At 61.1% G+C, this 12,757-nt stretch carries 13 protein-coding genes; 7 read left to right on the top strand and 6 right to left on the bottom strand.

Annotation, left to right across the window (positions count from 1 at the left end; genetic code table 11):
* Positions 1–6 precede the first annotated feature (6 nt).
* Entirely contained in the window at positions 7–1,149 is a 1,143-nt protein-coding gene (locus C2E19_RS28660) for an AlgP family protein (RefSeq protein WP_129396020.1), read from the top strand.
* On the opposite strand, the gene C2E19_RS28655 is transcribed toward C2E19_RS28660, so the two are convergent.
* Positions 1,146–1,607: a TIGR02444 family protein gene (locus C2E19_RS28655; protein WP_129396019.1), complete on the bottom strand. Its 462-nt coding sequence runs from the start codon at positions 1,605–1,607 to the stop codon at positions 1,146–1,148. The two genes, C2E19_RS28660 and C2E19_RS28655, sit on opposite strands and share 4 nt — an antisense overlap.
* A 50-nt stretch (positions 1,608–1,657) precedes the next feature.
* On the opposite strand from C2E19_RS28655, the gene abc-f reads away from it, so the two are divergent.
* From abc-f to rhtB, 3 genes are all read left to right on the top strand, one after another.
* Positions 1,658–3,568 (top strand): ribosomal protection-like ABC-F family protein, encoded by a 1,911-nt coding sequence (gene abc-f / locus C2E19_RS28650; RefSeq protein ID WP_129396018.1) that lies wholly within the window; start codon positions 1,658–1,660, stop codon positions 3,566–3,568.
* A complete protein-coding gene (locus C2E19_RS28645) occupies positions 3,568–4,149 on the top strand; it encodes a mechanosensitive ion channel family protein (RefSeq protein ID WP_129396017.1) in 582 nt (193 codons plus the stop codon). The genes abc-f and C2E19_RS28645 overlap by 1 nt, the downstream gene beginning before the upstream one ends.
* Positions 4,150–4,302: 153 nt before the next feature.
* Positions 4,303–4,935 (top strand): homoserine/homoserine lactone efflux protein, encoded by a 633-nt coding sequence (gene rhtB / locus C2E19_RS28640; RefSeq protein WP_129396016.1) that lies wholly within the window; start codon positions 4,303–4,305, stop codon positions 4,933–4,935.
* A 60-nt stretch (positions 4,936–4,995) separates the two neighbouring features.
* On the opposite strand, the gene C2E19_RS28635 is transcribed toward rhtB, so the two are convergent.
* The 4 genes from C2E19_RS28635 to C2E19_RS28620 form a co-directional block, all read right to left on the bottom strand.
* Positions 4,996–5,739, bottom strand: a complete 744-nt coding sequence (locus tag C2E19_RS28635; RefSeq protein WP_129396015.1) for a penicillin-binding protein activator LpoB — start codon at positions 5,737–5,739, stop codon at positions 4,996–4,998.
* 3 nt (positions 5,740–5,742) lie between these two features.
* Positions 5,743–6,330: a penicillin-binding protein activator LpoB gene (gene lpoB, locus C2E19_RS28630; RefSeq protein ID WP_129396014.1), complete on the bottom strand. Its 588-nt coding sequence runs from the start codon at positions 6,328–6,330 to the stop codon at positions 5,743–5,745.
* 35 nt (positions 6,331–6,365) lie between these two features.
* Positions 6,366–6,746 (bottom strand): YcfL family protein, encoded by a 381-nt coding sequence (locus C2E19_RS28625; RefSeq protein WP_129396013.1) that lies wholly within the window; start codon positions 6,744–6,746, stop codon positions 6,366–6,368.
* A gap of 104 nt (positions 6,747–6,850) precedes the next feature.
* Positions 6,851–8,239 carry a COG3014 family protein gene (locus tag C2E19_RS28620; RefSeq protein WP_129396189.1) on the bottom strand — a complete coding sequence of 463 codons (1,389 nt, stop codon included), beginning with the start codon at positions 8,237–8,239 and terminating at the stop codon, positions 6,851–6,853.
* Positions 8,240–8,411: 172 nt separating this feature from the next.
* Between C2E19_RS28620 and C2E19_RS28615 the strand changes: the two genes are divergently transcribed.
* The 3 genes from C2E19_RS28615 to C2E19_RS28605 all read left to right on the top strand — a co-directional run bounded on the left by C2E19_RS28615 (position 8,412) and on the right by C2E19_RS28605 (position 11,875).
* Positions 8,412–9,311 (top strand): LysR family transcriptional regulator, encoded by a 900-nt coding sequence (locus C2E19_RS28615; RefSeq protein WP_129396012.1) that lies wholly within the window; start codon positions 8,412–8,414, stop codon positions 9,309–9,311.
* Positions 9,312–9,386: 75 nt separating this feature from the next.
* Entirely contained in the window at positions 9,387–11,285 is a 1,899-nt protein-coding gene (locus C2E19_RS28610; RefSeq protein ID WP_129396011.1) for an FTR1 family protein, read from the top strand.
* Positions 11,286–11,419: 134 nt separating this feature from the next.
* Positions 11,420–11,875 (top strand): YaiI/YqxD family protein, encoded by a 456-nt coding sequence (locus C2E19_RS28605; RefSeq protein WP_127930187.1) that lies wholly within the window; start codon positions 11,420–11,422, stop codon positions 11,873–11,875.
* Positions 11,876–11,992: 117 nt separating this feature from the next.
* On the opposite strand, the gene elbB is transcribed toward C2E19_RS28605, so the two are convergent.
* The gene (gene elbB, locus C2E19_RS28600) at positions 11,993–12,661 is read right to left on the bottom strand and encodes an isoprenoid biosynthesis glyoxalase ElbB (protein WP_129396010.1); all 669 of its coding nucleotides are present in this window, start codon (positions 12,659–12,661) and stop codon (positions 11,993–11,995) included.
* Between the last annotated feature and the right edge of the window lie 96 nt (positions 12,662–12,757).

Raw genomic sequence — 12,757 nt, 5'->3', positions numbered from 1 at the left:
TAAACCATGTCGGCCACCAAGAAGCCTGTAAACACTCCGTTGCACTTACTCCAACAACTCTCGGGCAGCCTGCTCGAGCATCTGGAAAACGCTTGCTCGCAAGCCTTGGCTGATGCTGAAAAACTGCTCGCCAAGCTGGAAAAGCAACGCGGCAAGGCGCAAGAAAAACTGCACAAATCCCGCACCAAATTGCAGGACGCAGCTGCCGCCGGTAAAGCCAAGGCACAGACCAAAGCCAAAGGCGCAGTGAAAGAACTCGAAGACCTGCTCGATGCCTTGAAGGATCGTCAGTCCGATACGCGCAGCTACATTCTGCAACTCAAGCGCGACGCTCAGGAAAGCCTGAAACTGGCCCAGGGTGTTGGTCGCGTTCAAGAAGCCGTGGGCAAGGTATTGTCGACTCGCTCGGCCAAACCAGCGGCAGCGCCGGCGAAGAAAGCCGCTGCAAAACCTGCAGCAGCCAAGGCGCCAGCGAAAACTGCAGCGGCCAAGCCAGCTGCAAAAACCGCTGCCAAGCCAGCTGCAAAAGCACCGGTGAAAGCGGCTGCCAAACCGGCTGCGAAAACCGCTGCCAAACCTGCCGCGAAAAAACCGGCTGCGGCCAGCGCGGCAAAACCAGCGGCTAAAACCACCGCTGCAAAACCTGCTGCCGCCAAGCCGGCTGCGCGTACTGCCGCTGCCAAACCGGCTGCTAAAACCACCGCTGCCAAAGCTGCTCCGGCGAAAGCCGCAGCCGCCAAGCCGGCCGCTAAACCCGCTGCCAAAGTTGCGGCAAAACCAGCTGCTAAAACCGCCGCTGCGAAACCAGCCGCGAAACCAGCCGCGAAACCGGCTGCAGCCAAACCTGCTGCCAAAGCTGCGGCAAAACCGGCCGCCAAGCCTGCTGCCAAACCAGCAGTGAAAGCCGCCGCCAAACCGGCAGCCAAGCCCGCCGCAAAACCGGCTGCTGCAAAACCAGCTGCAAAACCAGCCGTGAAAAAGCCAGCCGCTGCCAAACCGGCTTCCACGCCAGCGGCCAAGCCTGCCGCACCGGCAACTTCGGCTGCGCCAGCGGCACCTGCTGCAGCCGCCACTACCTCGACCCCTTCGGCTGCGCCATCGCCAGCCGCTGCGTCGAGCGTCAGCAACAACCCGACCAGCGCTTCCTAAGTGCCGGTTGCCGCGACGCGCAGCACTTGCAGCGCGTCGCGGTTCGGGCTGGCCGCACTGCCGGCCAATCCCTCCAGCCAGGTCGTCGAGCCTGCAGCGTTTCGCGGCCACGCCTGCGCCACGCCCTCAAGCCGTGACAGCAACGCTCGCTCAGCCTCAAGCTCAAGTGATTTGATCTGCTCGCGCATGCCTTTCAGCACCGCATCATCCAGCGCCCGCGCCTTCCACTGCATACGCAGTGTCCGCAGCGGCTGCACCACTTCGATATCCCACGGTCCGGTCAGCGTCTGAAGCTGGCGAACGCGTTGTTCATCGCACATCACCCCGCGTTGCTCCAGCCACAAACCACACAACAGCAGGCACACATTCGCGCCCGCCGTTTGCAGTTGCAGGCAGGCGTCTTCCACGCCCGGGCGGGCGTAGGTGGCAAGGGAAAAGCTCCACAGGTCAGAGGACATCGTGCTACTCGCGCCAGTTGTGAGCGAAGCTGGTAGACTCCGCCGCCATTATGATCCGACTTCAGAACCTGACTTTACAGCGTGGCCCGCAACGTCTGCTAGAAGACGCCGAGCTGACCCTGCACGCCGGCCACAAAGCCGGCCTCATCGGTGCCAACGGCGCCGGCAAATCGAGCTTGTTCGCCCTGATTCGGGGTGAGCTGCATCCGGATTCGGGTGATTGCTTCCTGCCGGCCGACTGGCGCATCGCCCACATGCGCCAAGAGATCGAGACGCTCGAACGGCTTGCCGTCGACTATGTGCTCGATGGCGACCTGCGTCTACGCGAGGTGCAACGTGATCTCGCGGCCGCCGAAGCCGCGCATGACGGTGCCGCTCAGGCGCGCCTGCACGCCGAACTCGACAGCGCCGACGGTTACACCGCCGATGCGCGGGCGCGCAAGTTGCTTGCCGGTCTCGGTTTCACCAACGAGCAGATGGATCGTCAGGTCGGCGATTTCTCCGGGGGCTGGCGGATGCGCCTGAACCTGGCGCAGGCCTTGATGTGCCCGTCGGACTTGTTGCTGCTCGACGAACCGACCAACCACTTGGACCTCGACGCGATCATCTGGCTCGAAGAGTGGCTGAAGAGCTACCCGGGCACCTTGCTGCTGATTTCTCACGACCGCGATTTCCTCGACGAAGTCGTCGATCATGTGGCGCACGTCGATCAGCGCAAAATTACCCTGTATCGCGGCGGCTACAGCGCCTTCGAACGCGCCCGTGCCGAGCGTCTCGCCCAGCAGCAACAGGCCTACGAGAAGCAGCAGGCGCAACGTGCGCACATGGAAAGCTACATCGCCCGCTTCAAGGCGCAGGCGACCAAGGCCCGTCAGGCGCAGAGCCGGATCAAGGCCCTGGAGCGCATGGAAGAGCTGTCGGCGGCCCACGTCGATTCGCCGTTCGATTTCGTTTTCCGCGAGTCGAGCAAGATCTCCAGTCCGCTGATCGATCTGTCCGATGCGAGCCTGGGTTATGGCGACAAAACCATCCTCGAGAAGGTCAAGCTGCAACTGACCCCGGGTGCGCGGATCGGCCTGCTCGGGCCGAACGGCGCCGGTAAGTCGACGCTGATCAAGAACCTCGCCGGCGAGCTGTCACCGATTGCCGGGCGCCTGACCCGTGGCGAGAACACCGTGGTCGGCTACTTTGCTCAGCACCAGCTCGACTCGCTGGACTCCAAGGCCAGCCCGTTGCTGCACATGCAGCGTCTGGCGCCGACCGAGCGCGAGCAGACCCTGCGCGACTTCCTCGGTGGTTTCGACTTCCGTGGTGCGCGTATCGATGAGCCGGTGCTGAATTTCTCCGGTGGCGAAAAGGCCCGTCTGGCCTTGGCGTTGATCGCCTGGGAACGGCCGAACCTGTTGCTGCTCGACGAACCGACCAACCACCTCGACCTGGAAATGCGCCTGGCGCTGACCATGGCGCTGCAGGAATTCAGCGGTGCGGTGTTGGTGGTATCTCACGATCGACACTTGCTCAAGAGCACCACCGATAACTTCTACCTGGTCGCTGACGGCAAGGTCGAAGAGTTCGATGGCGACCTCGAAGACTACGCGCGCTGGCTGGTGGAATACCGCCAGCGCAACGCGCCGGTCAGCACCACTACAGTCAACCCGGACAAGACCGACAAGAAGGCCCAGCGTCAGGCGGCGGCTGCCCTGCGTCAGCAACTTGCACCGCACAAGCGCGAAGCTGACAAGCTCGAAGCTGAACTCGGCAAGCTCCACGAGAAGCTCGCCAAGGTCGATGCCAGCCTTGGCGACAGCGACATCTACGAGCCGGCGCGCAAGAACGAGTTGCGTGACCTGCTGGCCGAACAGGCCAAGCTGAAGGTTCGCGAAGGCGAGCTGGAAGAGGCGTGGATGGAAGCCCTCGAGATACTGGAAAGCATGCAGGCGGAGCTGGAGGCGCTGTCCTGATGGACGCGTTCAAGCTGCCGCTGCCGGCGGAGTGGGTCGAGCCGATCTGGTTTGGCGTACAGATTCTGCTGATCCTGCTGGCCGGTTATCTTGCCCAACGCTTTGTGGCCAAGGGCCTGACCCGACTGGGCGAGCGTTATCCGTTTCCGCCGCAACTGCTGATGCCACTGCGTGGCGTATTGCGCTGGCTGATCATGGGCAGTGCGCTGATTTTCGTACTGGAGCGTCTCGGTGTCTCGGCCACGGTGTTGTGGACGGCACTGTCGGGGTTCGTTGCGGTGGCGGCGGTCGCGTTCTTCGCGATGTGGAGTGTGCTGTCGAACCTGCTCTGCGCGATTTTGATCTTCACGGTCGGGCCGTTTCGGCTGGGCGATATCGTCGAGCTGGTGGACACCACGGACAAGCCTGGGGTGAAGGGGCGAGTGGTGGCGATCAATCTTCTGTACACGACGTTGATCGAGGCTGAAGAATTGGGGACTGGCAGTGCGATGGTGCAAGTGCCCAATAGTCTGTTTTTCCAGCGCTCGGTGCGGCGTTGGCGTGGGTCCGATGTTTTTCCGTCGAGCGGGTTTGAGAAGTAGATTTTCAAAGCAAGATCAAAAGATCGCGGCCTGCGGCAGCTCCTACAGGGATCGCATTCTCATGTAGGAGCTGCCGCAGGCTGCGATCTTTTGCTTTTAGCCCCAAACAGCATTAGCTTTGACGACTTGTTACAGCATGAGTCGAGGTGTGCGATGGAGCTTCAAACATGGCTGGCGTTTTTCGCTGCCTGCTGGGTGATCAGTCTTTCCCCGGGTGCTGGCGCCATTGCGTCGATGTCCAGCGGTCTGCAATACGGTTTCTGGCGCGGTTACTGGAACGCCCTCGGCCTGCAGATCGGTCTGGCCGTGCAGATCGCGATTGTCGGCGCCGGCGTTGGCGCGATTCTTACGGCGTCGGCCACGGCTTTCCATGCAATCAAGTGGTTTGGTGTCGCCTACCTGATCTATCTCGCCATCAAACAGTGGCGTGCGCTGCCCATGGACATGAGCGATGACGCGGCCGTACGGCCCATCGGCAAACCGCTGGCGCTGGTGTTTCGTGGCTTTTTGGTGAATATCAGCAACCCCAAGGCGCTGGTATTCATGCTGGCGGTACTGCCGCAGTTCATCAATCCGCACGCGCCGCTGCTGATTCAGTATGTGGTGATCGGCGTGACGATGGTCTGTGTCGATCTGATCGTCATGGCGGGCTACACCGGGCTGGCGTCGAAGGTGCTGCGTTTGCTGCGCACACCGAAGCAGCAGAAGCGCATGAACCGCACGTTTGCCGGGCTGTTCATCGGCGCTGCGGCGTTTATGGCTACCTTGCGTAAAGCCGCCGCATAAATCGCACAGACAAAAAAAGGCGACCTACAAAGGTCGCCTTTTTTATGGCCTGCGATTTACTCAGCGCAGAATCACGGGTGGTGTATCCGCCGGCAGATTGTTGTGCTGAGCCGGCTCGCGCGATGGCTCGTAACCGCCGCTACCGAGTTGCTGGCTCAATTGCCCTGCGACATCCTCACCCAACGCCTTCGACACATCACGGACCACCCGTGGGCGGTTCAGCGATACATGGATATCCCGACCGTTCACCAGTTTGGTGTCCTGCGCTTCACCCATCGCGGTGAAGGCCGAGATGATTTCGTACGTCCTGGTATTGATCAGGCTGAAATCGGCGACCAGGGTCAGCGCCAGCACCGCCGAATAGCTGTCGGTGTTCGCCAGCTCGTTCATGTCCTGGGTGAAGTCGATGTCGGAGACCGTGCCGAACAGCACATAGTCGGCGCCCTTGAAGCTGCCAGCCTTGATCCGCTGGATCACGTCGTAGATGTCACCCTTGGACGACGCGGTGTACGGCTTGCCCTGCACCAGCTGGAACATGCCGGTGCGGAGCATTTCGCCCTTGATGTCGCCGGTGAACCGGCGCAGCTCGGTCTGTTCGATGTAGCTGTTGCGCGTCTCGTATTCTTCATGGCTGGACGAACCGCTGGCGCCGTAATAGCTCTCCTGATGATCGCTCTGCGCCGAAATAGTGTGGATGTATTGCTCCACGCGCGCTTCGTACGCGAGGTCGGCGACGGCGACTTTCGACGCCGCCTGCACGCTGAACGCGCAAGCCATAGCGATCATGCCAATCCATGTGCGCATCGATTAACGCTCCGTGGTTTTGCGGATTTCTTTTTCGTCCATCCATTCGGCCAGACCGCTCTCGACATCGATCAGTTGCAGGCTGAATTTGTAGAAGACGTCCTTGTAATCGCTGCTGCGCTTGACGATCGAGCTGATCGAACCTTCAAGACGGTATTTCGCCGCGATCATGTTGCCAGTCTTGGCCACGGTGCTCTTCTTGTACAGGCCACTCTGGTTTTGCAGCTTGAGGTGGTCAATCTGGCTCTGCATCGCCGTGTTGTCGCTGGCAAAGCGCGCGACACCGGTCTTCATCAGTTGGGTCTTGATGCTGGTGGTGATCTCGCGAGTGTCGATGTACTCGCTGGTCTTGTTCATCACGTCGTAGACCTGAACCACCGGACGCCCTTGCAGAACCCCTGACTGAGCCAGCGACCGGGTCATCGACTCGGCGATCATCTGCAGGTCGGTGGAGCCGAATTCGTTGGTGACGGTTTCAACCGCTTTCGGGTCGCCGTAGCTTATGTTGCCGCTGCCCAGGGTCGGCGAATTGTCGACGCATCCGGAGGCCAGCAGGGCGAAAACGGCGAGGCAGGAAACGCGTGCAAACATGGCAATGCTCTCTGGAACGGAAGGGGGTATCGGGCTCAAGGCGTCTGCAGTTCCAGACGGAAGTCCACGGCTTTTGGCGTTGGGGCGATGCTCTGGAGGAAGCTGTTCTGTCCGCCGTAGATCAGTTGGGGTTTCCAGACTTCTTCGTCGGCAACCGGAAAGCCTTCCGCGCCGAGCCAGGCGAAGCGGTAATAGAAGGTCTTGTTGCGCTTGTCGGTGTTGCTCAACTGGACGCCGACGGTCATGAAACCGTTTTCGCGGGCGACGCGCATGTTGCCGATCGCGATATTTTTCAGCTCACCCATGGCCACGACTTTGCTCGCGGCGCTGCCCGGTGCGGGCAGCAGCGGGGGCGGCGTTGCGCAGCCGCTGGCCAACAGGGCCAAGACGCTAATCGCGACGAATTTGAAGCGCATGCAAAGACTCCGTTCTTCAGGTTGTCCGGGGCGGGCGACAGGGCGCGCGCCGATGCTCGGCAGATTGACGGTCTGCCTGATTTTCTTCAAGCGCCAACGCATGTCTATTTCAAGCCCGGTGCTGGTTCCGTCGACGCCACGTAAGCCGTGCCGATGATAAATAACCGGTCGCCGAATGCCCGCAGGTTGATGACCTGGTGATCACGATCAATGCGTACGGTCAGCGTACCGGTGGAGTTGGGTACGTTGATCGTGTGCTTGCCCTTTTTCAGGCGTAGCCGCGCTACCAGGGTTTTATCGGGCAAGGTGCGCCAGGTGCGGGTGTCAGCCTCTTCGAGCGGATCTTTGCGGGTCACGACCAGTGAGGCCTTGGTGGGGTTCTGGCTGTTGTAATCGGCCTGGGCGACGGCATCCAGGTTGGCGCGGAACCTCGCCGATCCAATGATATCGGGCATGTCATCACGCAAGGTGCGCGTCGCCATGTCGGTCACGCTGTTGATGAGGCTCAAGGGTCGTTTGCGCGCATCGACCTTGATCGAGTCGAAAAACGGCGTGACCGTATCCGGCACCATCACCGGGAAGGAAATCGGCGCCTCGATGACCAGGTTTTCATTGAGCTGCACCGGAATCAGCACTTTGACCGATGCGCGGGCAGGGGCCAGGCCGCTTTGCACCACGATCAACACGTCGCTTTCGTCAGCCTTCGCTGGCGGCTTGTCGAGATCGCGCAACGCTTGCTCGAGAAAAGGCACGTTGGGGCGCAGTTCGATGGCTTGCCGATAACCGGGCGCAGCCAAATCGCGCTCGCCCAAGGCCTCATAGGTGAAACCGGCCAGATAATGGCTGAACGCACTCTGATAACCGTTCTTCAACTCGATGACCGAAGGCGCATCGAGGAGGGTCACCGGGTAGCCGCGCAGATCCTTGTATTGCACCTTGATGCCCTGAGCCTTGGCTTGTTCTTCGACCTCTTCGTACTGGCGCTCGCGCTCGCGGGCGATCAGTGCTTCGCGTTCGTGGGTTTTTTTGATATCGGTGCGAGCGCCTTCGAAGTCGTCGACGGACAATTGGTTGAGGGCCATCTGTGTGGTCAGCATGACCTTTTCGTAGTCATAACCGTTGTAGCGCTGCAGCTTGTCATTGACCAGCATGACGCCCAGTTCCCGGCCTAATTGACCGAGGAATTTCATCGGTGCGGACGACACGGCGTCTTCGCGCTGGACGATCATCTGGTCAGCACTGCGCCAGGCCATCTGGCTTTCGGGCAGCAAGTTGCCGACGCTGAGGACTGCGCCTTTTTCGAAGTAATAGAGCAGATCCTTGGATTCCCACGGGTTGTTCCACTCGATCAGGTACAGCGCGCCATCGACATTGCCCATCATCAGTTGATCGGTGGTTTGCTGCATTTCCAAGTCGTAATCGCGGAAGGCGGCGCATCCATTGAGCTGCACAATGACACTGAGCAGCGCAGTCAACAGTAGGCAGTGACGCATGACGGTGGCTTCTTCCTTGGGCGCAAAGGGGTTGACGTGACGCATTATATGGATCAGTGCTGGCAATGTGCTTGGCTGTTTTACACAACGTATGCTCGGCCTGTCAGGTGCCATGCCCTCATGGTTTGCGTTAGGCTTGCGGCCTCGCCGCTCAACTCAATCCGGTGCCCCGATGAATCAACTGATGGCCATGCGTGCGTTCCGTTGCATCGTCGAGTGCCGTGGATTCAGCGCCGCCGCCGAACGCCTCGACACCACGCACTCGACCATCTCCCGGCAGTTGCAGCAACTGGAAACCGCACTCGGCACACGCCTGATCAATCGCAATACCCGCCGCTTCAGCCTGACCACGGCCGGGCAGCAGTATTACCTCGCGTGTGTGGACATCATTGACCGCCTCGACCAAGCCGCCGTGGCAGTCGGGCAAACCCATGAAAGCCCCAGCGGCGTTTTGCGCATCAGCGCGCCGATGGTGATCGGTACGCTCGAGTTGGCGAACTGGTTGCCGGCGTTTCAGCAGCGCTATCCCGAGATTGAAGTCGACTTGTCCTGCGATGACCGCTTCGTCGATCTGATCGCCGAAGGCTTCGATGTAGCGCTGCGCATTTGCGGGCCACTTGAGGATTCGACCTTGGTCGCGCGCTTGCTGACGGTGTCGCCGATGTTGCTGGTGGCCTCGCCGGCTTATGTGGCCCGACATGGCTTGGTGCGCCAGGCAAGTGAATTGGCCGGGCATCAATTGCTGGCCTTCGCCGCTGCCAACGATTGGCAACTGAGCGACGCGCGGGGGGTAATAACACCAGTCAAAACCCAGGGGCGGTTCAAAACCGATTCGATCAGTTCGCTGCACGCCGCCGCGCTGGCGGGTGTCGGCATCGCGGCGTTCACCCGGGCAACGGTGCAGGACGACTTGTTGAGTGGGCGATTGGTGCAGATCCTGCCCAACTTCACCCTCGGTCAGCGGCACTATTACGCACTGTATCCGCACGCCCGGCATGTCGCCCTGAAGGTGAAGGTTTTTGTCGAGTTCATGACCGAGCACTACCGCAACATGGCGACGCCTTTGCGCTAAATGCCGACAAAGCTTGAGGGAAATGCCTGCGAAGTGAACAATATGTAACTTCGCATTTCCTTTTGAGACCTGTTCATGACTGCCTCGTCCCGATTTCTGGCCTGGCTGGTGTTCCCGTTGTGCGCGCTGAGCAGCTTCAACCTGCTGGCCGATACCGTGGAAGGCGCCCCGCAAGCGCTGCACCTGCTCGATTACATCAGCGCGGATTATCCGCCGACGGTCGAGGCTGGAAAAGTCGTCGATGATTCCGAATACCGTGAGCAACTGGAGTTCACTCAAGCGCTGCAAGGGCTGATCGCCGACATGCCGGCCAAGCCTGAGCAGGCCGCGCTGGAGCAGGGCGTCAGTGCCTTGCGCGCGGCGATCGGGGCGAAGCAGGACGGTGCGGAAGTCGCCCGTCAGGCGCGGCAACTGGGCGCGCAACTGGCGGTGGCGTATGAAGTCAGTCAGGCGCCGATCATTACCCCGGATCCGACCCGCGGCGCACCGCTGTATGCGCAGAATTGTTCGGTGTGCCACGGTGACAGCGGTGCCGGCGACGGTCCGGCAGGTCTGGGCATGACCCCGGCACCGGCCAATCTGCGTGATGCCGCCCGGATGGATCACCTGAGTCTTTACGCGATCTACAGCACTCTCGGCCAAGGTGTCGAAGGCACTGATATGCCGGCGTTCGCCGATCAGCTCGACGATCGCCAGCGTTGGGATCTGGCGACGTACATCGCCGGGTTCAGCGCCGATGCCGCTGCCGCCAAAGCCGAGAAGACTTACAACCTCGCCGATCTGGCACGCCAGACCCCGGCTGAAGTGCTGGCTGCCGAAGGCGTGCCAGCCGCAGCGACTTTCCGCGCTCAGCGTGCGCAACCGCCGCAGGTCAAGCGTGGCCCGGCGCAGTTGCTCGACTACACCGCCGCGACGCTCGACAAGAGCCTGGCCGCCTACCGCGCCGGCGAGCACGATCAGGCCTACGACCTGTCGGTAGCGGCGTATCTCGAAGGTTTCGAACTGGTCGAAAGCTCGCTGGATAACGTCGACGCCAACGTGCGCAAAGACACTGAGAAATCGCTGATGGCTTACCGTCAGTCGTTGCAGGACGGTTTGTCGGTCGAGCAGGCCGAGCAGCGTCTGGACGCGGCCAAAGCCAAGCTCAAGGAGTCTGCCGGTTTGCTCGGCAGCGATGGCCTGAGCTGGTCGTTGAGCTACATCTCCGGTCTGCTGATTCTGCTGCGCGAAGGCCTCGAAGCGATTCTGGTGTTGGCGGCAATCCTCGCGTTCCTGCGCAATACCGGCCAGCAATCGGCGGTGCGCAGTGTCAACGTCGGTTGGGGCCTGGCGCTGCTGGCGGGTCTCGGCACCTGGGCGCTGGCCGCGTACGTGATCGACGTCAGCGGTTCGCAGCGTGAATTGCTTGAAGGCGCGACGGCGCTGTTTGCCAGCGTCATGGTGCTGTGGCTCGGTGTGTGGATGCATGATCGTCGTCACGCGGCGGCCTGGCAGGATTACATCAAGAGCAGCCTGGTCGGCGGTGGCGGGCGTTTCGGGTTTGCGATTCTTGCGTTCTTCTCGGTCTATCGCGAACTGTTCGAAGTGATCCTGTTTTACGAAACCCTCTGGCTGCAGGCTGGCCCGGCCGGGCATGACGCGGTGCTGGCGGGCGGGGCGACAGCGCTGGTGTTGCTGGTCGGTCTGGCCTGGGTGATTCTGCGCGGGTCGGCGAAACTGCCGCTGACGCTGTTCTTCAGCATCAACGCGGCGCTGCTCTGTGCACTGTCGGTGGTGTTTGCCGGGCATGGCGTGAAGGCGTTGCAGGAGGCGGGGATTTTCGGCACGCGGCCGGTGGCGTTCTTCGAGTTCGACTGGCTGGGGATTCATGCCGATGCGTATTCGTTGACGGCGCAGGCGGTAGCGATTGTGGCGATTGTGCTGTTGTATGGGCGTAGTTGGGTGGCGGAGAAACGGCGGGTTTCTGCTGCTTGATTGGGTGATCCCTTAAAAGATCGCAGCCTGCGGCAGCTCCTGCAGGGGGCGCGCATGTCGCAATATTGCGGCGCGACGCGCACTCTGTAGGAGCTGCCGCAGGCTGCGATCTTTTGCTTTATGAGGTAAACAAAATGCGTGTATGGATCGATGCCGACGCCTGCCCACGGGCGGCCAAGGATCTGGTGGTGAAGTTTGCCCTCAAGCGCCAGTATGAAGTGGTGCTGGTCGCGGGGCAGCCGCAGATCAAGCCGGGGCTGGCCATCGTCAAGCTGATCGTGGTGCCGAGCGGCCCGGATGCCGCGGACGATTATCTGGTCGAACACGCGGTGCCGGGTGAGCTGGTGATTTGCAGCGACATTCCGCTGGCCGACCGCCTGGTGAAGAAGGGCGTTGCGGCGCTGGATCCGCGCGGCAAGGAGTTCGATGCGCAGAACATGGGCGAACGGTTGGCGGTGCGCAACCTGTTCACCGACTTGCGTGAGCAAGGCCAGATGAGCGGCGGCCCGGCGCCGTTTGGCGATCGCGAGAAGCAGGCGTTTGCCAATGCGCTGGACCGGATCCTCACGCGCCTGACCCGTAAACCCTGAGCCCAACACAAATCCTTGGTAGGAGTGAGCCTGCTCGCGATAGCGGTCGATCATTCAACAGATATGTTGCCTGACACACCGCCATCGCGAGCAGGCTCACTCCTACAATAGACCGTGTCAGGCGTCGTTTTCGTGGGTCAGTTCGAGCACCCGGTCAACCAGCTTGTTGATCCCCGAAGCCGCTTCGCTGATGTTCTGCGCCAGCATATAAGCCGGGGTCGTCACCAGTTTGCGCGCCTTGTCTTCGATGATCTCGCTCACCGCGCAATCTTCGTGGGTCGCGCCCATCTTGTTCATCGCCGTGGCGGTGTCGGCATCGTTGCCGATGGTGCAAGTCACGCCAGGGCCGTAGATCTTCGCCGCGAGTGCCGGTGAAATGCACATCAACCCTACCGGTTTGCCGGCTTCGGCAAACGCTTCGGCCAGCGCCAGCACTTCCGGCTGCACGGTGCAGCCTGCGCCCTCGACAGCGAAATTGGAGAGGTTTTTCGCCGCACCAAAACCGCCGGGCACGATCAGCGCATCGAAGTCTTCGACGTCGGCCTCGCGGATGTCCTTGATGTTGCCACGGGCAATGCGCGCCGATTCCACCAGCACGTTGCGCGACTCGGGCATTTCTTCGCCGGTCAGGTGGTTGATCACATGCAATTGCGCGATGTTCGGGGCGAAGCACTGCACCTGGGCGCCGCGTTGGTCGAGACGCAGCAGGGTGATGACGCTCTCATGGATCTCGGCGCCGTCGTACACGCCACTGCCGGACAGGATCACTGCAACTTTTTTGCTCATGGGTTTCTCTCCAGATTCATGGCGCTAAATGTCCACTAAATTGTCGCGTGTTGCCATAGGGTTAATCGGTGGCTGCGCCTAGGATCTATTGCATAC

It is taken from the genome of Pseudomonas sp. DTU12.3, from assembly GCF_004124275.1.
Lineage (GTDB): Bacteria > Pseudomonadota > Gammaproteobacteria > Pseudomonadales > Pseudomonadaceae > Aquipseudomonas > Aquipseudomonas helmanticensis.
Note: the sequence above shows the minus strand (reverse complement) of the source record. Positions and strands in the feature narration are given on the sequence as shown.

What these genes read in the sequence shown, in the direction of transcription:
- C2E19_RS28660 (WP_129396020.1), top strand. Translation starts at nt 7, where the DNA reads ATGTCGGCCACCAAGAAGCCTGTAAACACTCCGTTGCACTTACTCCAA.
- C2E19_RS28655 (WP_129396019.1), bottom strand. Translation starts at nt 1,607, where the DNA reads ATGTCCTCTGACCTGTGGAGCTTTTCCCTTGCCACCTACGCCCGCCCG.
- abc-f (WP_129396018.1), top strand. Translation starts at nt 1,658, where the DNA reads ATGATCCGACTTCAGAACCTGACTTTACAGCGTGGCCCGCAACGTCTG.
- C2E19_RS28645 (WP_129396017.1), top strand. Translation starts at nt 3,568, where the DNA reads ATGGACGCGTTCAAGCTGCCGCTGCCGGCGGAGTGGGTCGAGCCGATC.
- rhtB (WP_129396016.1), top strand. Translation starts at nt 4,303, where the DNA reads ATGGAGCTTCAAACATGGCTGGCGTTTTTCGCTGCCTGCTGGGTGATC.
- C2E19_RS28635 (WP_129396015.1), bottom strand. Translation starts at nt 5,739, where the DNA reads ATGCGCACATGGATTGGCATGATCGCTATGGCTTGCGCGTTCAGCGTG.
- lpoB (WP_129396014.1), bottom strand. Translation starts at nt 6,330, where the DNA reads ATGTTTGCACGCGTTTCCTGCCTCGCCGTTTTCGCCCTGCTGGCCTCC.
- C2E19_RS28625 (WP_129396013.1), bottom strand. Translation starts at nt 6,746, where the DNA reads ATGCGCTTCAAATTCGTCGCGATTAGCGTCTTGGCCCTGTTGGCCAGC.
- C2E19_RS28620 (WP_129396189.1), bottom strand. Translation starts at nt 8,239, where the DNA reads ATGCGTCACTGCCTACTGTTGACTGCGCTGCTCAGTGTCATTGTGCAG.
- C2E19_RS28615 (WP_129396012.1), top strand. Translation starts at nt 8,412, where the DNA reads ATGAATCAACTGATGGCCATGCGTGCGTTCCGTTGCATCGTCGAGTGC.
- C2E19_RS28610 (WP_129396011.1), top strand. Translation starts at nt 9,387, where the DNA reads ATGACTGCCTCGTCCCGATTTCTGGCCTGGCTGGTGTTCCCGTTGTGC.
- C2E19_RS28605 (WP_127930187.1), top strand. Translation starts at nt 11,420, where the DNA reads ATGCGTGTATGGATCGATGCCGACGCCTGCCCACGGGCGGCCAAGGAT.
- elbB (WP_129396010.1), bottom strand. Translation starts at nt 12,661, where the DNA reads ATGAGCAAAAAAGTTGCAGTGATCCTGTCCGGCAGTGGCGTGTACGAC.